We start from the raw sequence: 21,834 nt of genomic DNA, 5'->3' as shown, positions 1-21,834 counted from the left end.
CGGCAAACATGAAAAAACGGCACGCTTCACAGCGTGCCGTTTTTTTGCCGCACCGCGCCTGCGCTAACGCCAACGCGTGGCAGCCAAGTCGGCTGCAGCGGTTGCTCCTACGCCGATCCTCACCACTTGATCCGGTCGAACCGTCGCGTGTACAGCACGTCGGCGCCATAGAACGTCCCGCCATACACGACCAGCGACCAGTACCGCGTCAGATTGACGGTCGCCTTGATCGCGTTACTCGCCGACTGCAGCCCCTGCTCGTAGCCGATCACGAGCCATTCGTTGATCGCCTTCGACACCATCACGACCTGCGGATCGGTCAGACCGACGTCGCTGCGGCCGATCGAAAACTCATCGAGCCCGACCGTCTGCGCGATCCGCTTGCCGGTGGCGCTGCCGAGCAGCGCGAGCGCGGTCGTCATCGTGCTCTGCTGGCCGAGGTTGTTGCCCTGGTCGGTGCCGTGGCCGAACAGCAGCCACGAGAGCTTTTCGTTGTCCGGCACGCTCGGCTCCGACACGAGGCGCGCGACCGGCAACTGCAAGGTGCCCGTCACCTGCACGCCCGCCTCGACCTGCTGGTTGCGGCGCATCGCCAGAATGTTGATGCCCGGATTCGTGACCGGACCGTTGAACGTGAAGAAACCGTTCTCGATCGCCAGCTTGCGGCCGAACGCGGTGTAGGTCGAGCCCGGCGTCACCCGCACGTTGCCGACCGCGCGCAGTGGCGTGTTCGGCGCGCTCATCGCGGTGATCGTGCCGGCGAGGCCAAGATCGGCGCCTTGCGCGCGGAAGCGGAAGTTGTTGCCGAGGTTGATCTCGATGTTGGCGCGCGGCGCAAACGGGCTGGCCGGCCGCGCCGCGCCTTCGGTCGGACGCGGCTGGCCGCCGGAGCGCGTGCCGTCCGGGCGGATGATCACGACGTCGTCGCCGAGACTCGGCGCGGCCTGCTCGGGCAGATCGAACAATGCGCTGTCGACCACGAACTTGCCGTTGATCGCCATCCCGTGCTCCGCACCACTACTGCCGACGCTCGCGCTGCCCGACAACGACAGATGACGGTCCGGCGACGCGAACACATCGAGCTTGTCGGCGACGATGCTCGCGGTCAGATCGGGCTCCGCACCGTCGAGGCGCACCCGTCCGGTTGCGCGCAGCGTACCGCTCGCGCCGTGGAACTCGACCTGCTGGAAGTCGACCATATTCTCCGACAACGCGATGCGCACCACGCCGTCCTTCAACTGCACGCCCTGGCTGACCACCGTCGCGGACAGGCCGTCGCCGACCAGCGAGCCGGTCACGTTCGGCTTCGCGACCGTGCCGCCGAGCGCGAGCTTCAGCGCGAGATGGCCGTCGAGCAGATAGCTCGGGCCGAGCAGGCCGCCGGTAGTACGCAGCGACGGCACGTTCGCGTTCACGCTGCCCGACAGCGCGCTCTGCGGATCGACGGTCAACAGGCCGTCGCGCATCACGAGCGGCGTGTGCGCCTCGGCGTCGATCACGCCGACGCGGCTCGCCTGCGCGTGCAGCGTCGCGTTCAGGCGGTTGCCGCCGGTGAACTCGGCGCGCGCGCGCATCGCGGTAATGCCCATCGACGCGAGCCCGCGGCCGATTTCGACCGTCACGTCGCCGCTGCGCCGGCTCAGCTCGATGTGGCCGCTTGCCGTCGCGCCGAGCGAAAAGTCCCAGTCGCCATCGAAGATCAGATCGGTGCGCACGGGCGGCGGCTCGCCGGTAATCTCGTGGCGCAGCTCCTGCAAGCGCGCGAGCGATACGTCCGTGAGACTGCCGGCCGACTGGATGCGGCCGTGGTCGAACGCGAACGACTTCAGATTCAGCACCGAGCCTTCGATCGTCAGCTTCGTCGCGCCGAGCGTCAGATGCCCCGGCCCGGCGCTCAGCGCGAGCGGCGATTCGAGGTTCAGCGCCGGCGTGCCGCGATTCTGCAGACGCGTGACGGTGCCGTCCCAACGGGTGCCGTCGCGCGAATCGGTCAGCTTGCCGTGCGCCGCGAGCGTCAGATCGAGCGGCCGATCCTGCAGCTTGCCGACCGCGGCGGCTTCGAGCGTGTGGTTCGCGCGCGTGCCCGACAAACGCGCGGTCAGCGTGTTCAGCTCGACGCCGCCCGCGCTCAGATTGCGCGCGTCGGTCGTGAACGCGAGCGCGCCGTTCGCGCCGTCGCGCAACTCGGCATGGCCTTCCGCGTGACCGACACGGTTCTCGCCGAACGCGACGCTCTCGGCCTTGTAGTTCAGCGTGACGTTCGGATGCGCGAACGAGCCGGTCAGGTCGCCATCGGCGGCAAGCTGGCCGGCGAGGCCGAAGCCGAGCCGGTCGAGCTGCGGGGCGTCGATACGGAAACGCAGCCGGTCGCCGACCGCGCCGAAGCTGCCCTGCAGATCGACCTGGTTGCCCGCCACCGACAGGTTCGCGTGACTCGGCAGAATCCGCGAGCCGGCCAGCTGGATCGTGCCGCCGCCTGTCAACGGCAGGTTGTCGTAGACGCTCGGGCCGAGCTTGAATTCGGCGCGGGTCGTGAAGGTCGGCGCGAGCACGCCGGTCGCGCTCAACGTGGCGTTCACGCGCGCTTCGATCCTGCGTGCCGGCGCCGCGACCTTCGGCGCGGCGCGATGGGCCGCGGGCGGCGTCTTGCGTTCCAGCACCTCGGTCTGCACCGCCGCTTTGGCGGTGTTTTTCGCGATCGCCGCGGCCTGATCGCCGGGCGCCGCGCTCTTCGCGCCGGCCGTGCTGCCCGCGAGTGCGGCGGCCTGCGCGTGGCGCGCGCGCTGCGCACTGCTCGCCCCAGCGGCCGAGGATGACGTCGATGCCGACGATGCCGTGGCCGGCGTGCGCGACGGCATCTGCGACGTCAGCGACAACGGATCGAAATCGGTCAGCTGCGCCTTCAGGTTATAGGTCGAATTCGCGTCGTGCTTGAGCGCGCCCGACAGATCGATACGCCCGCTCCCCGACGTGATGCGCAGATCGTTGAAGCTGATCCGCGCCGGATCGAACGTGACCTTGCCCTGGGCTCGCAGTGCGGCGGCGGGGTCGGCGAGATCGAGCGTCAGGGTCTGGATGTCGTCGTTCAGACGGATGCCGATCGGACCGGACAGTTGCGTCGGCCGCACCGTCGCCTGCAACGCGTTCAGGTCGAGCCGCGCGACGTTCAGATCGAACTGGCCGCGTCGCCCGCTCAGCGTGCCGCCGCCGGTAACGGCCGCGTTGCGCACGAGCCGCACGTTCAGGTTCGAGATGCTTTGCGCCCGCGCGTCGAGACGCACGTCGGCATTCGCGTCGATCAGCGGCAGCAGGTTCTGGTCGATCGCGCCGGGTTTCGCGTTGACGATCGACACATGGCCCGCGACCGCGAAGCCCGCGTCGGGTTTCGCGGCGGCGTGGTGATGGCCGAGGCTGAAGTGATGGTCTGCGTGGCCCGCGCTGGCCGCGGCGCCGCGATGTGCCGGGCTGGCCGCGATGGCCGAGGCGGTCGGGCCGCCTGTTGCCCCACTTGTTGCACCACTTGCTACCCCGCTCGCCCCGCTACCCGCGAGAGCCCCACTCGCCGCCCGCACCGCATCCGCACCACCCGCTCCCGCCAGTTCCACCGGCTGCAACTCCGCCCGCACCGCCAGATCCGCGAGCGGCGCGCCAGGCGCGAATGCCTGCGGATTCACGTGATCGAAGCTCAGCGTCGCGCGTTGCAGCGGCACCGCAGCGAACGGCGTCGCCTCGATCCGCGCGTGGCCGGCGAGCTTCATCCCGCTCGCGTCGAGCTCGGCCACGAGGTCTTCGAGCGTGCCGCTCAGATGGCCGCCCACCTGCACCGCCTCGTCGTTGACCTTGCCCGCATAGCCCACCTCGCCCGACAGCGGGAACGGCTTCACGCCGTCCAGTTTCGCCGACGCCGTCAGCGCGCCGAACGGCGTGTCGAGCCGGTCGACCGCGGCCTCGTGATGGCGCCCGTCGCTGCGGCCATGAAACGCGAAGTCCGACAGCTCGGTCGTCGACGCGCCCTGATGCAGCAGCAGCCGCGCCACCTGCACGTCGCGAATCTCGAGCTGCATCGGCAGTTGCAGATCCTGCGGCAACTTCAGCGGCTCGCTGCTGCCCGACGACGATGCGCCGATGCGCGCGTCGATCGTGCCGACGTGCAGATACTCGATCGTGAAGCGCCACGGCTCGCGCCCGAGCGCCCAGCGGCCGGCCGCGCGGTCGATCTGGATATCGGTGCCGCTGCCATCGAGACTGCGCCAGCGCACGTCGCGCAACTGCACGCCGTTCGCGAGTGTGCCGCCGTCGAGCGTGCCGCCGAGCCGGCCGCCGAGCAGCTTCACCGCCGCATGCCATGCGTACGCGGTGCCGCGCTCGGTGGTCAGCGCGCCGTACAGGAGGCCGACCACGAGCACGGCGAGCAGCACCAGCACGATCACCGTGCTCGCGACCGTTTTCAGCAGCAGCCGGCCCCAGCGCCGCTTCGGCGGCGGCGGTTCAGGCGGCTGCCCGCCCGGCGTATCGCCGGGTGGCTGCGCGGAGGGCGGATCGGTGACGTCAGTGGTCATGCGTGAGTCGGGTCAGGAAGGTGGCGAATTGTCATCGATTGATCAGAACGCGATGCCGAGCGTCAGATACGGCCGCACGCTGTGATTGCGAATGCCGTACGCGATGTCGACGTTGACCGGGCCGACCGGGCTGCGCCAACGCGCGCCGACGCCGACGCCCGGGTAGAAGACCTTGTCGCCCCAGGTATCGGTCGCGGTGCCGATGTCGAAGAACGCGGCCGCGCCCCAGCTGTGCGAGAACCAGTGCTGGTATTCGGCCGCGCCCGTCACCAGGTATTTGGTCGGCAGGATCGAGCCGGCGACGTCGTTACCGATGCTCTGGAAGCCGTAGCCGCGCACCGAGTTCGAGCCGCCCGCGCGGAACAGCAGCGATGCCGGAATGCCGCTCGAACTGCCGCCCGTGAACACGCCGCCGAGTTCGGCGCGGATCAGCACGATGTCGTCGGCGCCGATCGGGAAGTACTGCTGGCCGCGCGCATAGCCGCGGATGAACGACTGGTCGGCGAGCAGGCCTTTCACCGCGAAGCCCGCCTCGACGTGGATCAGGTTGCCGCGCCGCGGGAACAACGGGTCGTCGGTGTCGCGCCGCGTCCACGACCACGCCGGCACCAGCGCGCGCGCATTGGTCGGCGGCGCGGCGTTCTGGTCGAGCCGGTCGTCATAGAACAGCAGCGAGTAGTTGTAGTCGAGGAACTGCGACGTGCGCGCGTGCTGCACGCCGCCGCGCACGCTGTAGATGCGCGTGTCGGAGACGTCGGTGGTGGTGTAGGACGCGAGCACGCTATTGGTCCAGCCGCGCGGGCCCGGCTGCATCGACAGTTGGACCTGCCCGTATTGCTGGGTCCGGTCGGCGCGGCCTTCGACGGTGAACGGCCACGCCATGCCGAACGTGTTCAGGTACGAGTACGCGCCCTGCACGAGCGGCCCGTTGTCGGTCGAATAGCCGACACCGCCGCGGAAGCTGTGATACGGAAATTCCGACACCTTTACGTGGACCGGCGTGTCGAGGGGCTTGTTCGGGTCGTTGTCGAGGTCGATCGCGACGCTCGCGAAATACGGCGTGTTCTGCAGCTGCCGCTGCAGCTCGGCGACGGTGCGGGTGTCGTAGATGTCGCCCGGCGAAATCGGATTGACGTTATGGACGATGCGCTCCGGATAGCGGCGCGTGCCGGAGACGTCGATCGCGCCCATCGTGAAGGTCGGCCCGCTGTCGTAGATGACCGACAGCTTCGCCTCGTGCGTGCGCGGATCGATCAGCGCCTCGGAATGGTAGATCTTCGCGGCCAGATAGCGGCGCGACTGCAGCTGGCGCAGCGACGCGTTTTTCGCGTCGTCCCAGTCGCCCTGCGAAAAGGGCTGGCCCTCATGCAGCGAGAACGCGAAGCGGGTCGCGTTTTCCTGCGCCGGGTCTTCGGTCAGCACCGCGCCGCGAAACGACAGGTCGACCGACGTCACGATGGTCTGCGGCCCCGATTCGACCCGCACGGTGACGTGCCGCTCGCCGTCGACAGTGCGCACGTCGGTGCTGACGATCGGCGAGAAATAGCCCTGGGTCGCGGCGAGGTCGCGCACCTGCTGCGGCGTGGCGGTAATCAGGAACGAGAACTGGTCGTCGCTGATGTCGGGCCGCTTCGCGAACCGCGAGACGTCCAGATGCTGTTCGAGCAAGCGGCGCAACGAACGCGGCTCGGCGATCACGTCGACCTTGTAGCTCGGCGGCGTACGTTTGGCCTGCGCCTCGCCGGCCATCAGCAGCAGCATCAGGCCGAGCCCGAAGCCGAAGACGAGCGACACGCGCAGCCAGCGCCACGCCAAAGCGTGGCGCGCCCGGGCGTGCCCTCGCCTCAGGCCGGTCTCGCCGTGCCACGCACGCGGCTGGTCAATCGTACCTCCCGCCAAACAGGACCTCCGCCCACAATGGATAGATTCTTGCCCGCGGCCGCAAAGCGCGATCGAGGCATGCTATTTGACCACATCGGGACCGCCTCGGGACCTTGTCGCGAATCGGCTTACGCCCCATGCATCGTCCCGAAAAAAAACGGCGCGCGGCGTTTTTCGCCCACCTGCGACGCATGCGGTAAAATCGCGGACGACGGCGCCACCTCCTGCGCATCCCGCCAGCCCCTCGCACGCAGCTATAAACACAGCGCGCGTGCAGCGGACGCCAGCCGGTCGGCCGCCACTTTACCCATCACGGACCTCGAGCCATGTATCAATCGGACATCACGCAGTTCCTGAATCAGCTCAAGCAACAAAAGCCCAATCTGGAAGCCGAACAACGCAAGGGCCGCGCGCTCCTGTGGGACAAGCAGCCGATCGACCTCGAAGAGCGCGCCGAGCAGACGGCTTCGCGCGTCGCCCAGACGTCTTACCAGTACTATCAGAACTTCTAAGCGCCCAGTCACGCCGACGATGAGCCACGCCGACGAGGCACACGGCCCGGGTCAGGGACCCGTTCAAGGCCCGGCGCCGACCGACGCCGCGCTTTCCACGCCCGCCACCGATTCGACGCCCAACACGGTCGACGGCATCGCGTTCGCGCGTCTGTACGGCGAGCCGCTGTTCAAGCTGCCGAGCGACCTATACATCCCGCCGGACGCGCTCGAGGTGTTTCTCGAGACCTTCGAGGGGCCGCTGGATCTGCTGCTGTACCTGATCCGCAAGCAGAACTTCAACGTGCTCGACATCCCGATGGCGGATGTCACGGAGCAATATCTCGGCTACGTCGAGCAGTTGCGCAAGACCAATCTCGAACTCGCGTCCGAGTACCTGCTGATGGCCGCGATGCTCATCGAGATCAAGTCGCGCATGCTGTTGCCGGTCAAGAAGGCCGACACCGGCGAGGAAGCCGAAGACCCGCGCGCCGAACTGGTGCGCCGCCTGCTCGAATACGAGCAGATGAAGCTCGCCGCGCAACGCATCGATCAACTGCCGCAACTCGGCCGCGACTTCCTGCGCGCCGAGGTCTATATCGAGCAGAGCATCACGCCGCGCTTCCCGGACGTGAACAGCGAAGACCTGCGCGCCGCGTGGGCCGACGTGATCAAGCGCGCGAAGCTGGTGCAGCATCACAAGATCTCGCGCGAGGAACTGTCGGTGCGCGAGCACATGAGCCTGATCCTGCGGCAGTTGCAGAACGCGCGCTTCATCGAATTTTCCGAGCTGTTCGACACGAGCCGGGGCGTGCCGGTCGTCGTCGTGAACTTCATCGCGATGCTCGAGCTGTGCCGCGAATCGCTGGTCGAGATCACCCAGGCAGAGCCGTTCGCGCCGATCTACGTCCGGCTCGCCTATCTGCCGACCTGAATCCGGTCGGGCTCGGCCTTTCGGCCTCTGGATTTGCCGCGTAGGGCTTGCCTCACCGGATTCGACTCTTTACGGCCCGGGTTCGGTCCGACGGCGCCCGGCAGCCCGGCCTGCCTGCGAAACGGGCCGCAACGCACTGGAACGCACCGCAACACCCGGCCGCCCCCCCCAGCACAAGCGTCCGTTTCACGCACCACCCCAGGGAAAACCGCGCCCCGGCCGCCAGCGCAAGGCCTGGCGGGCCTCCGCGGCCTATGCGAGACGGCCCGGCGACGCACGCATCGCGGCCAATGCCCGATGGGGGCGGCGTTTCGGTGCGCCCGGCTCGCAAATCCACTACAATCCGCGCTCCGAACCCGTCATCGCCGGTAAGGCGCCGGTCCGCGCGTTTTTTCGTGAAGTCCTGCGCCCACCGGATTGCGCGCAGCGCGAATCCATCCCTGTCCGATCATGAAAGTCATCAGCTCGATCCATGAATTGCGCGACCAGTTGCGCGGCCAGAATCGCACGGCCTTTGTGCCGACCATGGGCAACCTGCACGAGGGCCATCTGTCGCTGATGCGCCTTGCGCGCCAGCACGGCGACCCGGTCGTGGCGAGCATCTTCGTCAACCGGCTGCAGTTCGGCCCGAACGAGGATTTCGACAAATATCCGCGCACGCTCGAAGCCGATATCGACAAGTTGCAGAAGGAAGGCGTCTACGTGCTGTTCGCGCCGACCGAAAGGGACATGTATCCGGAGCCGCAGGAGTATCGCGTGCATCCGCCGCACGATCTGGGCGACATCCTCGAAGGCGAATTCCGCCCGGGCTTCTTCCATGGCGTCTGCACCGTGGTGATGAAGCTGATGTCGTGCGTGCAGCCGCGTGTCGCCGTGTTCGGCAAGAAGGATTACCAGCAGTTGATGATCGTGCGCCAGATGTGCCATCAGTTCGCGCTGCCGACCGAGATCATCGCCGCCGAAACCGTGCGCGACGCCGACGGCCTCGCGCTCAGCTCGCGCAACCGCTACCTGTCGGCCGCCGAACGCGCCGAGGCGCCGATGCTGGCGCTCGAACTCAACCGGATTCGCGATGCGGTGCTTGCCGGTGACCGCGACTTCGCGAAGCTCGAAGAAGCCGCCAAGGCGGCGCTCGCCGCGCGCGGCTGGAAGCCCGACTACATCGCGATCCGCAAGCGTTCGAACCTGATCGCGCCGGGCGCGCAGGACGCCGACGCCCAGCTCGTCGTGCTGGCCGCCGTCAAACTCGGCGCGACCCGGCTTATCGACAACCTCGAAATCTGACGCCGCCCTCGCCGGCGTCACCCAAGTCACACAGGATTGGTCATGCAACGCAACATGCTGAAGTCGAAGATTCACCGCGTCGCAGTCACCCACTGCGAACTGCACTACGAAGGTTCGTGCGCGATCGACGAAGATCTGCTCGAAGCGGCGAACATCGTCGAAAACGAGCGCATCGACATCTGGAACATCAACAACGGCGAGCGTTTCTCGACCTACGCGATCAAGGGCGAGCGCGGCAGCGGCATGATTTCGCTGAACGGCTCGGCCGCGCGCCGCGCGCAACTCGGCGATCTGGTCATCATCGCGGCATTCGCGGTGGTCGACGAGGCGGAACTGAAGGCAGGCTGGAAGCCGGACCTCGTGTTCGTCGATGAAAACAACAAGATCAAGGGCAGCCGCGATCACGTGCCGACGCAGGCCTGGAACTAAGCCGGCCACGCCGGCTCGCCCAGGTTGGGTCGGGCCGGTTCAGTTTTTTCAAGGTTTCGCGGGGTAATTCGGCAAGTGATCCGCCAGGCATTGCGCCGGCTGTGAACTTGTAGGTACTTGCCCATGACGGCCGCCGCGGCTTCGGCTATCGGCGGCCGTTTTTGCGTCGGCGCTCTGGCAATGCATCGACGCGTTAAAGCTGCGGCGTTAAAGCCAAGGTGGCGCCATCGCGGGCGTGGCGCGGCGTGGCGCGGCGTGGCCCATCTGACTCCACGCCCGCCGCGAAGGCCAAACCTGCCACCCTCTCAGCCCTTCTCGCCCACGCCCTTCTTCGCCGCCCCATTCGTCCACTCGATGATCGGCTGCCACTGCTCCAGATCCTTCTCGACCCGGCTTTTCGCCACGTCCCACAGCGTCAGCCCGTGCGCGGCGAGCTGCACGTAGTTCTGCGTATCGCGCAGAAAGCCCAGCACCGGCAGCTTCAGCCCCTCGACGAAACGATGCAGCTGCTCGGCCGAGCGCGTGCGCGCATCGACGCGCATGCCGACCACGCCGACCTCGATCGCGCCTTTCCTGACCGCCTTTTCCTTCGCGAGCCGCTCGAGAAATTCCTGGGTCGCGAGAATGTCGAACATCGACGGCTGCAGCGGCACGATCACCTTGTCGGCGAGATCGAGCGCGATGCCAAGGCGGTTGCCGTGCAGCCCGGCCGGCGTATCGATGACCGCGTGCTCAAGCCCCTTGGGCGGCTTCGCCGGCACGTCGGGATTGACCTCCCAGGTCTCGATGGCCGGCAGCGTCGCGGGCCGCAGATCGAGCCACGCGTGCGCGGATTGCTGCTTGTCGAGGTCGGCCAGCGCGACCCATTCGCCGATCGACGCGAAATAGCCGGCCAGATTGGTCGATAGCGTGCTCTTGCCCACGCCGCCCTTCGGATTCGCCACCACGATCACCGACATGAAATCTCCCGGAAAGAAGGCTGGACGCCGCCAGCCGGTTTGCCGCGCTGCTGCCATTGCTGCCTGTGCTGCCGCGTCCGATCTGCCCCGACCTCGGCAAGCACAACGGGCAAACCCTAGGCTGCGGGTTCACTCGCGAGAGTCGCCCGCGGGTCCAGCCGTTGATAATATCGACAAATCCAGCGTGGCCGAAGCCCCGTAGCGCGAATCGGCCAGCCGAACCCGCCGTTTTTTTCGACAAGGACCTGAATCTCATGAGCAAATTGCGCCCGGAATACACCGTCGAACGTCTGCGCGAACGTCAGAAGGGCAAGCTGCCCGATCTGCTCGGCGTGCACGTGCTGTCCGTCGACCAGGACACGCTGGTCGCCGAGCTGACGGTGCGCGAGGAAGTGCTCGCACCGAACGGCTTCCTGCACGCGGCCACCGTGATCGGCCTCGCCGACACCGCCTGCGGCTACGCGTGCCTCGCGCATCTGCCGGAGAACGCGCGCAATTTCACCACCATCGAGCTGAAGAGCAACTTCCTCGGCACCGCCACGGAAGGCACGATCCGCGCGGTCGCGAAAGGCGTGCATCTGGGGCGCAGCACCCAGGTGTGGGACGCGACCGTCACCGCTCCGGACGGCAGGACGATCGCACTGTTCCGTTGCACGCAGATGGTCTTGTACTGAGGTACTGAGTCGAGCCCGATCGAGTCGGACCGAGTCGGGTTATGCAACCCGGGTCGGCGGCGCCTGAGCCGGCTCGCGGGAAGAACAGACAAAGCACGCGGCCGCTACGGCGCGTGCTTTTTTTATCGCACCGCGGCGAACAGGCGCTCGAGATCGAGATGGCTCGCAAGCGTATCGGCCAGCCGCTCCAGCGACGCCTCGCGCAACGCCGGATAGTCGATCTGTTCGGCATCGCTCAGGCCCGCCCACCCGAGCAGCGCCGCGCATGCGGCCGACGTGTCGAACAGGCCATGCACGTAGGTGGCGAGGATCTGGCCATCGGCGGATAGCGCGCCGTCGGGGCGGCCAGAGTCCGCGCTTCGTGCACGCTCCATGGCCAGCGCGCCCGCCACGCTATCCACACTCTCCACGCCCTTCACTGCTGCTTCGCCGTCGAGCCGCAGCGCGGGCGCGTCCAGCGCCGGCCCGTGCGTCTCGCCCATGTGAATCTCATAGCCGGCGACCTCCGGCGCGCCCGGCAGCGCGAGCCGGCCGGTCACGTTCTTCAGCGTCTTCTCGCGCGTGAGCACCGTCGCATAATCGAGCCAGCCGAGCCCCACGACCGTGCCCGGCGCACCCTCGACGCCATGCGGATCGGCAATCTCGCGGCCGAGCATCTGCATGCCGCCGCAAATACCGATCACCCGCCCGCCGTAGCGCAGATGCCGCGCGAGCACCTCGTCCCAGCCCTGCTCGCGCAGAAACGCGAGGTCGCCCGGCACGTTCTTCGAGCCCGGCAGCACGATCAGGTCGGCGGGCGGCATCGGCATGCCGCTGCGCACGTAGTGAAAATCGACCTGCGGATGCACGCGCAGCGCGTCGAAATCGGTGTGATTGCTGATGTGCGGCAGCACCGGCACGACCACCCGCAACAGCCGCCCCGCGTCGCCCCGACCGGCCGCGCGCAGCTCGGGCGGCAGCATGTCCTCGGCGTCGAGCGTGAGGCCGTGCAGATACGGGACGACGCCGAGCACCGGCTTGCCGGTCTTCGCTTCGAGCCAGTCGAGGCCGGGTTGCAGCAGGCTCAGGTCGCCGCGAAACCGGTTGATGATGAAGCCGCGCACACGCGCCTGCTCGCTCGCCGACAAACACGCGAGCGTGCCGGTCAGGTGCGCGAACACGCCGCCGCGGTCGATGTCGGCGACCAGCACGACCGGACAATCGACCGCCTCCGCGAAGCCCATGTTGGCGATGTCGCGCTCGCGCAGATTGATCTCGGCCGGGCTGCCCGCGCCTTCGACGAACACCGTGTCATAGGCCGCGCGCAGCCGCGCGTACGACTCCAGCACCGCCTCGAACGCGACCGGCTTGTACTCGTGATATGCACGCGCGTCGAGGTTCATGCGCGCCTTGCCGTGGATGATCACCTGCGCGCCGCGATCGCTGGTCGGCTTCAGCAGCACCGGGTTCAGGTCGGTATGCGCGGCGATGCCGGCCGCCACCGCTTGCAACGCCTGGGCGCGGCCGATCTCGCCGCCGTCGACGGTCACCGCGCTGTTCAACGCCATGTTCTGCGGCTTGAACGGCGCGACCCGCGCGCCCGCGCGCCGCGCGAGGCGGCACAGACCGGCGACCAGCGTGCTCTTGCCCGCGTCGGACGTGGTGCCCTGGATCATCAGCGTGCCGCGCGGCACGGGCAAGGCGTCGAAGGGAATCGAGGTTCGGGTCACGGCAAGACGGTCGGGTTGGAAGTGGCGGTGAATCGGTGGTGAATCGGCGGAGATTGAACGATGATTGGGCGCTGAACAGGCAGTCAGCGCACCGGGAATCGAGCGGCATTATCCCACCGCGCCGGTACAATCTTGCGATGACTTCCCGCGACCTCACCTTCGTTCTCGGCGGCGCCCGCTCGGGCAAGAGCGCGCACGCCGAGCGGCTCGCCGGCGACAGCGCCCTGCCCGTCACCTACATCGCTACCGCCCGCGTCACCGACGACGCCGAATTCAGCGCGCGCATCGCGCATCATCGCGAGCGGCGGCCCGCGCATTGGGGCCTCGTCGAAGCCGACCGCGAGCTGGCGGACGCGATCGCGCGCCACGACGCGCCGGGCCAGTGCCTGCTGATCGACTGCCTGACGCTGTGGCTCGCGAACCTGCTGTGTCCCGCCGACGGCGCCGCGCCATCGCTCGCCGACTATCACACGCAGGCCGCCGCGCTCGAAACGGCGCTCGCCGGCGCGCGCGGCAAGCTCATCGTGGTCAGCAACGAAATCGGCCTGGGCGTGGTGCCGCTCGGCGCGGCCACGCGTCTTTACGTCGACGAACTCGGCCGCCTCAACCAGCGCATCGCCGCATTGAGCAGCACGGCGACGCTACTGGTCGCCGGCCTGCCGCTCGCGCTGAAAAGCACGGGCCGCGCGTGATGTCGACGCTGACGATGCCGCTGATCGCGACGCTCGCGGTCGCGGGCGTGGCCGTCGACCGCTGGTTCGGCGAGCCGCGCCGCGCGCATCCTCTCGTCGGCTTCGGCAACTGGGCCGCGCGCATCGAGGCGCGCTTCAATCACGGTCGGCGTCTACGGCTCAAGGGGCTCGCCGCGTGGATGCTGGCGGTACTGCCGCCGGTGTTGATCGCGTGGGGGCTCGTCGCGGTGCTGCCGCTTTTCGCGGCCTGCGTGCTACACGTCGTGCTGCTGTGGTTCGCGCTCGGCGCGCGCAGCCTGCGCGATCACATCGCGCCGATCGCGCGGGCGCTCGGTCAACACGATCTTCCCGCCGCGCGCGAGCTGACCGCGCGGATCGTGTCGCGCGACACCGCGCAGGCCGACGAAGCCGCGCTCGCGCGCGCCGCGGTCGAATCCGCGCTGGAGAACGGCAACGACGCGATCTTCGGCGCGCTGTTCTGGTTTGCGATCGCGGGCGGCCCGGGCGCGCTCGGCTTTCGCCTCGCCAATACGCTCGACGCGATGTGGGGCTATCGCACGCCGCGTTATCTGCGCTTCGGCTGGGCCGCCGCGCGCCTCGACGACGTGCTCAACTGGATTCCCGCGCGCCTGACCGCCGCGAGCTACGCGCTGCTCGGCGACACCCACACCGCGTGGCGCTGCTGGCGCGAGCAGGCGCCGCGCTGGGACAGCCCGAACGCGGGCCCGGTGATGGCCGCGGGCGCGGGCAGTCTGAATGTGTTGATCGGCGGCGCGGCGGTCTATCACGGCACGCTCGAATCACGACCGACGCTCGGCTTCGGCCATCCCGCCGAGACGCGGCACGTCGGCGCCGCGTTGATGCTGGTCGAGCGCACGGTGATTCTGTGGCTGGCCGTGCTGATCGTGCTGGCGCTGCTGAGCGTGCCATTCCATGGTTGAGCGTCACGACCCTGCGCGCGATGGCCTCGCGCCCGGCATCCCCGCACGCGAGCGTGACGCATGCCGCGAGGTGCACGTCGACGCACATTCCGATGAACGCGTGACCACCGCCACGCCACCGCAACAGCCTCAGCCCCAGTCGAACACGACAGCCGGCCCGATCGCGCATGGCGGCAACCTGCACGAAGCCGCGACGCGCTACGGCATTCCGTACGCGCAGTGGCTCGATCTGTCGACGGGCATCAATCCGCACGGTTATCCAGTGCCACCGCTGCCCGCCGACGCATGGCGGCGTCTGCCCGACAACGGCGACGGCTTCGCCGCGCGCGCGGCGCACTACTACGGCGCGCCCGATGCCGCGCACGTGCTGCCGGTTGCCGGCAGCCAGGCGGCGATTCGCGCGTTGCCCGCGCTGCTGCCGCGCGCGACAGTCGGCATCGCGACGCTCACGTACGGCGAATACGCGCCCGCGTTCGCGCGCGCCGGACACGCGGTCGCGCCGCTCGACGCGCAATGCGACACGTTGCCCGCGACGCTCACGCACGTCGCGATCGTCAATCCCGACAACCCGACCGCCACGCAGCTCGACGCCGCCAGGCTGCTGCACTGGCATGCGCAACTGCGCGAGCGCGGCGGCAGCCTGCTCGTCGATGAAGCCTTCGCCGATACGCTGCCGCGTGCGAGTGAAGGAAAGACATCGGCTGCGTCGCTCGCCGCGCACACGTACCTGGACGGGCTGATCGTGCTGCGCTCGCCTGGCAAGTTCTTCGGCCTCGCGGGCGTGCGTTCCGGCTTCGTGCTGGCCGCGCCCGCGTTGCTGGCGACGTTGCGCGATACGTTGGGCGCGTGGACGGTCAGCGGTCCCGCGCGTCATGCGGTGAGCGCCGCCTTCGCCGACATCGAATGGCAGACGCAAATGCGCGCGCGACTCGCCGACGAAAGCGCGCGACTGGTTGGGCTCTTGCACGCGCATGGTTTCGCGACGCGCGGCACGCCGTTGTTCGCATGGACCGACGACACGCGCGCCGCCGCGTTGCATCAAGCGCTCGCGCGGCGCGGGGTGTGGACGCGGCTGTTCGCGGCATCGTCGATCGCGCCGATGGGCAGTGTTCGTTTCGGGCTGCCAGGGAATGAAGCCGAATGGATCCGCTTCGAGCAGCAGTTGCGCGAAGCGGTGGGTGAGATCGATGGCGGACACGCGGGTTAGCGTGGTGTGTTCGCGCGGGGCGCGACGTGCTCCGCTCGTGCCGTTCGCATCGCGCGCTCACGCTCATTACGCACTTGCCACGTACCCGCCACCAACTTCCGCCTCGTTCCGCACTCGCCAGTTACCCACCTGACGCTCACGCCCACGACGCACACACACCGCGCCCACCCACGCTACGTACGCCAACGCGCTGACCTAACCCACCCAACCCGATGATCCGCCTCGCTCGCCTGCACCGCTCCGCCGCCAACCTCATCAGCCCGATCCGCCCGGCCAGCGCGGCCTCGCTCGCCGCAGGCACACTGATCGCACTCGCCGCACTGACCGCCCACGCCGCCATCACCGTCACCGACGACAGCGGCGCCGCCGTCACGCTCGCCGCGCCCGCGCAGCGCGTGATCAGCCTCGCGCCGCACGTGACCGAATTGCTCTACGCGGCGGGCGGTGGCTCGAAGATCGTCGGCGCGGTGTCGTACAGCGACTACCCGCCCGAAGCGAAGCAGTTGCCGCGCGTCGGTGATAACAAGGCGCTCGACCTCGAACGCATCGTCGCGCTGAAGCCCGATCTGATCGTCGTGTGGCGTCATGGCAATGCGCAGCGTCAACTCGATCGTCTGCGCGAACTGCACGTGCCACTCTTTTTCAGCGAGCCGCACCATCTCGACGACGTCGCCAGTTCGCTGACGAGACTCGGGCAACTGCTCGGCACCTCGGCGACCGCCGATGCGGCGGCCAGCGCGTATCGCGACGACATCGCCCGATTGCGCGCGCGTTACGCGCAGCGACCGGCCGTCGGCGTGTTCTATCAGGTCTGGGATAAGCCGTTGATGACGCTCAACGGCGAGCACATGCTCAGCGACGTCATCGCGCTTTGCGGCGGTCGCAACGTGTTCGCGAACCTGCAGCCGCTGGTGCCGACGGTGTCGACCGAAGCGGTGCTCGCGGCCAATCCGGAGGTGATCGTCACCGCCGCGCCCGGCGCGACGCGGCCCGACACGACGCTGCCACAACTCGATACGTGGCGCGCGTGGCCACGCCTCGCCGCGGTCGCGAACAACAATCTGTTCGCAATCGACGGCGATCTGATCAACCGTCCCGCGCCGCGTATCGCGCAAGGCGCGCGACAGCTGTGCGGGGATCTCGAACTCGCGCGCTCGCGTAGAAAATAGCCCGCGCGGTAGTGCCGTAATGTTGGGCACAGTCTCGTGCCAATCGTGCGGACCAACCATGCGGGCCATACGGACTTCCTCGACCACGCGAAACGCGGCTGCCCGCGCTACGGGCATCGACCGCGCACCGCGTTACCGCCACAACCATCAGTCAGTTGTCCGTACGACGCTCGTCACAGTAAACCAGCACGCTCTCCACGCGAAAGCAGTGCATGGCAAGCGTCGATGCCCTCACGCATTCCACCGCACCAGCGCCCACTGCCGCGTCTCATCGTCGCGTCGCAGCCAGACGATCCCCGTCATATCGAGCGGCCACTGCAGGCAGCGCGAGAGCGGCACCTCCAGCACCCACGACGCGATCGCGCGCATCACGCCCGCGTGCGTGACCACGTAGGCCGGCGACAGCTCGCGCGTCTGAGCGAACGCATCGAACCACGCCTGCACGCGCGCGACGAACTGCGCGACGCTCTCGCCGCCGTGCGTGCGCGCGTGCTCGAAATCGGCGGCCCAGTCGTCGAGTTGCGCGCGATCGATCGCGTCCCAGCGCTGCGTTTCCCAATCGCCGAAATTCATTTCCTTCAGGTTCTCGTCGTGGCTGACCACGCAGCCGAAGTCGTTCGCGATCTCGGCGGCGAGCGCCGCGCAACGCGTGAGCGGGCTCGAGATCAGCACGCGCGGCGCCGGCACCTGCAAGGTCGCGAGTTTCATCGCGAGCGCGTTCGACGATACTTCGGCGTTTTCGGCCAACGCGACATCGCTATGGCCGTAGCAGACGCCCGCGTCGAGCGCGACGGCCGGATGACGAATCAGGACGATATCCATGCGAGTCCCGCCAGGTAGATGGTCAATTCGAAGATCTGCTGCGCGAAGCCGAGGCAATCGCCGGTATAGCCGCCGATGCGCCTGACGAAATAACGGCCGATCGCCAGACGCAGCACGAACAGCACCGCGCACACCAGCGCGGCGAAACGCCAGTCCGGCGCGCCGGGGCCATTCGGCCACAGCAGCCATGGCAGGCCGAACAGCGCCGCGCACACCAGTGCGGGGCCGCTCAGGCGCTGCGCGACCGGTTTCGCCTTGCCCGTGGCGCGCACGTAGTCGAGCGTGGCCAGGTAGCTGATTGCGCATGCGCGACTCGCGCCGTGCGCCGCAATCATCAGACTTGCGGCACGCAAAGGCGGCAACGCCGCGAGCGTTTGCCACTTCATCGCCAATGCGATCACGAGCGCGATGGCGCCGAAAGCGCCGATGCGCGAGTCGTGCATGATGCGCAGCGCATCATCGCGCGTATAGGCGCCACCGAACGCATCGACGCAATCGGCGAGACCGTCCTCGTGGAACGCGCCGGTGACGAGCAGCGACGCGGCCATCGACAGCAGCACCGCGACGCCCGCCGGAAACACGCGCAGCGCGGCCAGATAGACCAGCGCGCTGAATCCACCGATCAATACGCCGACGAGCGGAAAGTAGCGCGCCGCCGCGTTCAGATAGTGCGGCTCGTAGCCGACCCAGCGCGGCACCGGCACGCGCGTGAAGTAACCGAGTGCCGTGAAGAAGTAGCGCAATTCCGCGAGCGGATTCATGAACGGAGCGAAGACATGTGAGAAGCGATGACGGTTGGGAGGTGCGACGATCGATTCGCGGGTTGCTTATTTACCGGTGTTTTGCCGGTGCTGAGTGGCAGTTCGTTGATTGACCATGGCTCACGGTTTGCAGGCGATCGGCAAGCGCTCGCAAGCGGCTCGCGATTTGCGATCCGCAAGCCTGCACGACATCGCCATAACGTCCGTGACATCCGCCAACCGCCGCATCACGTATCGCTCATCACGCGTCGCGATCCGCCACACCCGCCGAATCGAAGCTCGCCATTTCATTGACGAAGGCCACTGCCGCGCGCAGCAACGGCACCGCGAGCACCGCGCCGGTGCCTTCGCCCAGACGCATGTCGAGCGACAGCAACGGCTGCGCGCCGAAATAATCGAGCATGCGCCGATGCCCCGCCTCGTTCGATGCATGCGCGAACACGCAGTACTCGCGCACCTCGGGCTGGAACGCATCGGCGACCAGCAGCGCCGCGGTCGCGATGAAGCCGTCGACGAGGATCGTCATGCGCGCTTCGGCGGCCGCCAGATACGCGCCCGCCATCATCGCGATCTCGAAGCCGCCGAAGGTCGCGAGCACGTCGAGCGGCGCGCGCGCATCGGCGTGCCGTTCGAGCGCCGAGGCCAGCACGTTGCGCTTTCTCGCGAGCCCGGCGTTGTCGAGACCGGTGCCGCGGCCCACGCATTCGTCGATCGGCACACCGCACAGACGGCTCATCAGACACGCGGCCGCCGACGTATTCGCGATCCCCATTTCGCCGAAGCCGATCACGTTGCTGCCGAGCGCCGCGTGATGACGCACGCGCGCGGCGCCCGCGTGCATCGCGGCGAGCGCTTCGTCGTGCGTCATCGCCGGCTCGTGCGCGAAGTTGCGCGTGCCGCTCGCCACCGGAATGTCGACGAGCCCCTCAGCCGACGGCAACGGCGTCGCGATGCCCGCGTTGACCACTTCGAGTGCGACGTCGGAGACGCGGCTCAACGCGTTGATCGCCGCGCCGCCCGCGAGAAAATTCGCGACCATCTGCGCGGTCACCGCCTGCGGATACGGGCTCACGCCTTCGGCGGCGATACCGTGATCGCCGGCGAACACGATCATCACCGGACGTTGCACGCTGGGCCGCGTGCTGCGCTGGATCAGGCCCATCTGCCGCGCGAGCGTTTCGAGCCGGCCGAGGCTGCCGGGCGGCTTGGTGCGCGTATCGATGATCTGCTGCAGCTCCGCGCGCAGCGACTGATCGAGCGGCGCGACGGCGGGCAAACCGGCGGGACAGGGAAAGCGAGTCATAGGTATCAGCGAAACCGGAAAAGAGAGTGTCGGGGAAAGGTCAGCCTGACTTCGTGTCATGGCCGACCTGCGACTCCCGATGCGAGCGCGGCGCGGGAATCAGCGCTTCATGCTCGCCATCGCGAATCAGAATCAGGGGATAGCCGAACGCGCGGCTCGCGAGTTCGGGCGTCAGCACGTCGCGCACCGGGCCGGCATACACGCCGCCGGCGCCATCGAGCAGCAACGCATGCGTCGCAAAACGGCGCGCGAGGTTCAGATCGTGGCACGAGAACAGCACGCAGCGCGGCAATTGCTGCGCGGTCTCGTGCGTCCATGCACGCAGTGCGTCGAGACAGTCGATCTGGTGATGCAGGTCCAGATGCGACAGCGGTTCGTCGAGCAGCAGCAGCGGCGCGTCCTGGCACAGCACCGCCGCGAGCGCGACCCGTTGACGCTCACCGCCCGACAACGACAGCACGTCGCGTGCGGCGAATTCCGCGAGGCCGAGCAGATCGAGCGACGCCCGCGCGGCCGCGCGATCCTCGTCGCGCTCCCAGCCCCAGCCGGTCAGATGCGGGAAACGGTTCAGCAACACGATGTCGAGCACGCTGGCGCTGAAGGCATCGGTCGCGCTTTGCGGCATCAACGCGCGACGCCGCGCGAGCGCCTGCGGCTGCCAGTCGGCGAGCCGCACGCGTTCGAGTTCGACATGACCCGCTGCCGGCTGCAGCAGGCCCGCGAGCGTCGACAGCAAGGTCGTCTTGCCCGCGCCGTTCGGTCCGGCGATGCACCAGATTTCGCCCGCGTGGAAGGTGTGCGTGAACGCGTCGAGCAAGGTGCGCGCGCCGGCGCGCAAGGTAACGCGTTGCGCGCTCAGCATCGCGACCGACGAGGTGGAGTGGGCGCGTATCATCGGCGACGCCTGAGCAGCATCCACAGGAACACCGGCACGCCGACCAGCGACGTAATCACGCCGACCGGCAATTGCGCGGGCGCAATCACCGTGCGCGCGATCAGATCCGCGCCCATCACCGCGACGCCGCCGCCGAGCGCGGCCGCCGGCAACAGCATGCGTTGATCGTTGCCGAACGCAAGCCGCAGCATGTGCGGCACCACGAGGCCGACGAAACCGATCGTGCCCGCGGTCGTCACCGCGGCAGCCGCCGCCAGCGACGCGACCAGGTACACGCGCAAACGCAGCGGCATCACCGCGACGCCGAGCGCCTGCGCGGCCGCGTCGCCGCGCAGCAGCACGTTCAGACGCGGCGCGACCGGCACGATCGCGAACAATGCGAACGCCAGCGCCAGCAGCGCGGGCCACGGCAGCGCGCCGCCGTTGAGATCGCCGGTCAGCCAGAACAGCATGCCGCGCAGACGGCTGTCGGGCGCGAGATTGAGCAGCAGCGTGATCAGCGCGCCCCAGCCGGCCGCGAGCACCGCGCCGGTCAACAGCAGACGCGGCGACGTGTCCTGCGGCTCGCCGCGCCACAACTCGCGGCGCGCGAGACCGAGCACCAGCAGGATCGACACGAACGCGCCCGCGAATGCGCTGGCGTCGACGATCCACCACGCGCCGCCCGCGATCATCGCGACCAGCGCGAACGTCGCCGCGCCGCCCGATACGCCGAGCACATACGGCTCCGCGAGCGGATTGCGCAGCAGCACCTGCAGCAGCGCGCCGGCGAGCGCGAGCAAGGCGCCGCACGCAAAGCCGGCGAGCGCGCGCGGCAAGCGCAGCGTGCGCACGATTTCGCCGGCCAGATCGTCCGCCCCTGCACCGCCGACCACGCTACCGAAGCCATGCGAAGGCATCAATGCCGCGAACACGCGCGACGGCGCGAGCGGCACGCTGCCCAGCGCGAGCGACGCAGCCAGCACCGCCAGCGCGGCCAGCGCGAGCCCGAGCCAGATCGCGGCCGCGCGCTTCGCGCTCATCGTCGGCGGCGAGCGCACGGTGGCGGGCAGCGACGCGGACGCACGGTTCATCCGCGAGTGCTCACGCGTGTGCGCATAGCGACACGCACGACCGCGCGTGCA

At 68.4% G+C, this 21,834-nt stretch carries 18 protein-coding genes; 9 read left to right on the top strand and 9 right to left on the bottom strand.

Annotated features, from left to right (window positions below; all coding sequences use genetic code 11):
- Positions 1-119: 119 nt before the first annotated feature.
- Together HHL14_RS08845 and HHL14_RS08840 are read right to left on the bottom strand one after the other, a co-directional pair.
- The gene (locus tag HHL14_RS08845) at positions 120-4,559 is read right to left on the bottom strand and encodes a translocation/assembly module TamB domain-containing protein (protein ID WP_169497203.1); all 4,440 of its coding nucleotides are present in this window, start codon (positions 4,557-4,559) and stop codon (positions 120-122) included.
- Positions 4,560-4,601: 42 nt separating this feature from the next.
- The gene (locus HHL14_RS08840; protein ID WP_407945271.1) at positions 4,602-6,458 is read right to left on the bottom strand and encodes an autotransporter assembly complex protein TamA; all 1,857 of its coding nucleotides are present in this window, start codon (positions 6,456-6,458) and stop codon (positions 4,602-4,604) included.
- A gap of 308 nt (positions 6,459-6,766) precedes the next feature.
- Between HHL14_RS08840 and HHL14_RS08835 the strand changes: the two genes are divergently transcribed.
- From HHL14_RS08835 to panD, 4 genes are all read left to right on the top strand, one after another.
- Positions 6,767-6,952: a DUF3460 family protein gene (locus HHL14_RS08835; RefSeq protein ID WP_169497202.1), complete on the top strand. Its 186-nt coding sequence runs from the start codon at positions 6,767-6,769 to the stop codon at positions 6,950-6,952.
- A gap of 19 nt (positions 6,953-6,971) precedes the next feature.
- Entirely contained in the window at positions 6,972-7,865 is an 894-nt protein-coding gene (locus tag HHL14_RS08830; protein ID WP_169497201.1) for a segregation and condensation protein A, read from the top strand.
- 450 nt (positions 7,866-8,315) lie between these two features.
- Entirely contained in the window at positions 8,316-9,149 is an 834-nt protein-coding gene (gene panC / locus HHL14_RS08825) for a pantoate--beta-alanine ligase (RefSeq protein ID WP_169497200.1), read from the top strand.
- Between the two features lie 42 nt (positions 9,150-9,191).
- Positions 9,192-9,578 carry an aspartate 1-decarboxylase gene (gene panD / locus HHL14_RS08820; protein WP_008924033.1) on the top strand — a complete coding sequence of 129 codons (387 nt, stop codon included), beginning with the start codon at positions 9,192-9,194 and terminating at the stop codon, positions 9,576-9,578.
- 305 nt (positions 9,579-9,883) lie between these two features.
- On the opposite strand, the gene HHL14_RS08815 is transcribed toward panD, so the two are convergent.
- Positions 9,884-10,537: a ParA family protein gene (locus HHL14_RS08815; RefSeq protein ID WP_169497199.1), complete on the bottom strand. Its 654-nt coding sequence runs from the start codon at positions 10,535-10,537 to the stop codon at positions 9,884-9,886.
- A gap of 254 nt (positions 10,538-10,791) precedes the next feature.
- Here HHL14_RS08815 and HHL14_RS08810 point away from each other — a divergent pair, with 254 nt between their 5' ends.
- The gene (locus HHL14_RS08810; RefSeq protein ID WP_169497198.1) at positions 10,792-11,211 is read left to right on the top strand and encodes a PaaI family thioesterase; all 420 of its coding nucleotides are present in this window, start codon (positions 10,792-10,794) and stop codon (positions 11,209-11,211) included.
- 122 nt (positions 11,212-11,333) lie between these two features.
- Here the strand turns inward: HHL14_RS08810 and HHL14_RS08805 are convergent, their stop codons facing one another.
- Entirely contained in the window at positions 11,334-12,866 is a 1,533-nt protein-coding gene (locus HHL14_RS08805) for a cobyric acid synthase (protein WP_206002261.1), read from the bottom strand.
- Positions 12,867-13,057: 191 nt separating this feature from the next.
- On the opposite strand from HHL14_RS08805, the gene cobU reads away from it, so the two are divergent.
- The 4 genes from cobU (at position 13,058) to HHL14_RS08785 (ending at position 16,929) form a co-directional block, all read left to right on the top strand.
- Positions 13,058-13,612, top strand: coding sequence for a bifunctional adenosylcobinamide kinase/adenosylcobinamide-phosphate guanylyltransferase (cobU, locus tag HHL14_RS08800; RefSeq protein ID WP_169497197.1), 555 nt, complete (start codon positions 13,058-13,060; stop codon positions 13,610-13,612).
- Positions 13,612-14,553, top strand: a complete 942-nt coding sequence (cbiB, locus tag HHL14_RS08795) for an adenosylcobinamide-phosphate synthase CbiB (protein WP_169497196.1) — start codon at positions 13,612-13,614, stop codon at positions 14,551-14,553. Before cobU ends, cbiB begins: the two co-directional genes overlap by 1 nt.
- Positions 14,546-15,760, top strand: coding sequence for a threonine-phosphate decarboxylase CobD (cobD, locus tag HHL14_RS08790; protein WP_169497195.1), 1,215 nt, complete (start codon positions 14,546-14,548; stop codon positions 15,758-15,760). Before cbiB ends, cobD begins: the two co-directional genes overlap by 8 nt.
- A 212-nt stretch (positions 15,761-15,972) precedes the next feature.
- Complete coding sequence (locus tag HHL14_RS08785) at positions 15,973-16,929, top strand: cobalamin-binding protein (RefSeq protein ID WP_230412960.1); 957 nt, start codon at positions 15,973-15,975, stop codon at positions 16,927-16,929.
- Positions 16,930-17,160: 231 nt separating this feature from the next.
- Here the strand turns inward: HHL14_RS08785 and cobC are convergent, their stop codons facing one another.
- The 5 genes from cobC to HHL14_RS08760 all read right to left on the bottom strand — a co-directional run bounded on the left by cobC (position 17,161) and on the right by HHL14_RS08760 (position 21,783).
- Positions 17,161-17,751: an alpha-ribazole phosphatase gene (cobC, locus tag HHL14_RS08780; protein WP_169497194.1), complete on the bottom strand. Its 591-nt coding sequence runs from the start codon at positions 17,749-17,751 to the stop codon at positions 17,161-17,163.
- Positions 17,736-18,512 carry an adenosylcobinamide-GDP ribazoletransferase gene (locus HHL14_RS08775; RefSeq protein ID WP_169497193.1) on the bottom strand — a complete coding sequence of 259 codons (777 nt, stop codon included), beginning with the start codon at positions 18,510-18,512 and terminating at the stop codon, positions 17,736-17,738. Before HHL14_RS08775 ends, cobC begins: the two co-directional genes overlap by 16 nt.
- Positions 18,513-18,753: 241 nt before the next feature.
- Positions 18,754-19,815, bottom strand: coding sequence for a nicotinate-nucleotide--dimethylbenzimidazole phosphoribosyltransferase (cobT, locus tag HHL14_RS08770; protein WP_169497192.1), 1,062 nt, complete (start codon positions 19,813-19,815; stop codon positions 18,754-18,756).
- Positions 19,816-19,855: 40 nt separating this feature from the next.
- On the bottom strand, positions 19,856-20,710 hold the full coding sequence (locus tag HHL14_RS08765; protein ID WP_169497191.1) for an ABC transporter ATP-binding protein: 855 nt from the start codon (positions 20,708-20,710) through the stop codon (positions 19,856-19,858).
- On the bottom strand, positions 20,707-21,783 hold the full coding sequence (locus tag HHL14_RS08760; protein WP_169497190.1) for a FecCD family ABC transporter permease: 1,077 nt from the start codon (positions 21,781-21,783) through the stop codon (positions 20,707-20,709). The genes HHL14_RS08765 and HHL14_RS08760 overlap by 4 nt, the downstream gene beginning before the upstream one ends.
- Positions 21,784-21,834 lie beyond the last annotated feature (51 nt).

The sequence above is a fragment of the Paraburkholderia antibiotica genome (genome assembly GCF_012927125.1).
Classification (GTDB): Bacteria; Pseudomonadota; Gammaproteobacteria; order Burkholderiales; family Burkholderiaceae; genus Paraburkholderia; species Paraburkholderia antibiotica.
The sequence above is the reverse complement of the archived record's forward strand: the minus strand, read 5'-3'. Positions and strand labels throughout refer to the sequence as shown.

Excerpts from the sequence above, each read along its gene's own strand:
- HHL14_RS08845 (WP_169497203.1), bottom strand. The coding sequence starts at position 4,559 with ATGACCACTGACGTCACCGATCCGCCCTCCGCGCAGCCACCCGGCGAT.
- HHL14_RS08835 (WP_169497202.1), top strand. The coding sequence starts at position 6,767 with ATGTATCAATCGGACATCACGCAGTTCCTGAATCAGCTCAAGCAACAA.
- HHL14_RS08830 (WP_169497201.1), top strand. The coding sequence starts at position 6,972 with ATGAGCCACGCCGACGAGGCACACGGCCCGGGTCAGGGACCCGTTCAA.
- panC (WP_169497200.1), top strand. The coding sequence starts at position 8,316 with ATGAAAGTCATCAGCTCGATCCATGAATTGCGCGACCAGTTGCGCGGC.
- panD (WP_008924033.1), top strand. The coding sequence starts at position 9,192 with ATGCAACGCAACATGCTGAAGTCGAAGATTCACCGCGTCGCAGTCACC.
- HHL14_RS08815 (WP_169497199.1), bottom strand. The coding sequence starts at position 10,537 with ATGTCGGTGATCGTGGTGGCGAATCCGAAGGGCGGCGTGGGCAAGAGC.
- HHL14_RS08810 (WP_169497198.1), top strand. The coding sequence starts at position 10,792 with ATGAGCAAATTGCGCCCGGAATACACCGTCGAACGTCTGCGCGAACGT.
- HHL14_RS08805 (WP_206002261.1), bottom strand. The coding sequence starts at position 12,866 with ATGATCCAGGGCACCACGTCCGACGCGGGCAAGAGCACGCTGGTCGCC.
- cobU (WP_169497197.1), top strand. The coding sequence starts at position 13,058 with ATGACTTCCCGCGACCTCACCTTCGTTCTCGGCGGCGCCCGCTCGGGC.
- cbiB (WP_169497196.1), top strand. The coding sequence starts at position 13,612 with ATGTCGACGCTGACGATGCCGCTGATCGCGACGCTCGCGGTCGCGGGC.
- cobD (WP_169497195.1), top strand. The coding sequence starts at position 14,546 with ATGGTTGAGCGTCACGACCCTGCGCGCGATGGCCTCGCGCCCGGCATC.
- HHL14_RS08785 (WP_230412960.1), top strand. The coding sequence starts at position 15,973 with ATGATCCGCCTCGCTCGCCTGCACCGCTCCGCCGCCAACCTCATCAGC.
- cobC (WP_169497194.1), bottom strand. The coding sequence starts at position 17,751 with ATGGATATCGTCCTGATTCGTCATCCGGCCGTCGCGCTCGACGCGGGC.
- HHL14_RS08775 (WP_169497193.1), bottom strand. The coding sequence starts at position 18,512 with ATGAATCCGCTCGCGGAATTGCGCTACTTCTTCACGGCACTCGGTTAC.
- cobT (WP_169497192.1), bottom strand. The coding sequence starts at position 19,815 with ATGACTCGCTTTCCCTGTCCCGCCGGTTTGCCCGCCGTCGCGCCGCTC.
- HHL14_RS08765 (WP_169497191.1), bottom strand. The coding sequence starts at position 20,710 with ATGATACGCGCCCACTCCACCTCGTCGGTCGCGATGCTGAGCGCGCAA.
- HHL14_RS08760 (WP_169497190.1), bottom strand. The coding sequence starts at position 21,783 with ATGAACCGTGCGTCCGCGTCGCTGCCCGCCACCGTGCGCTCGCCGCCG.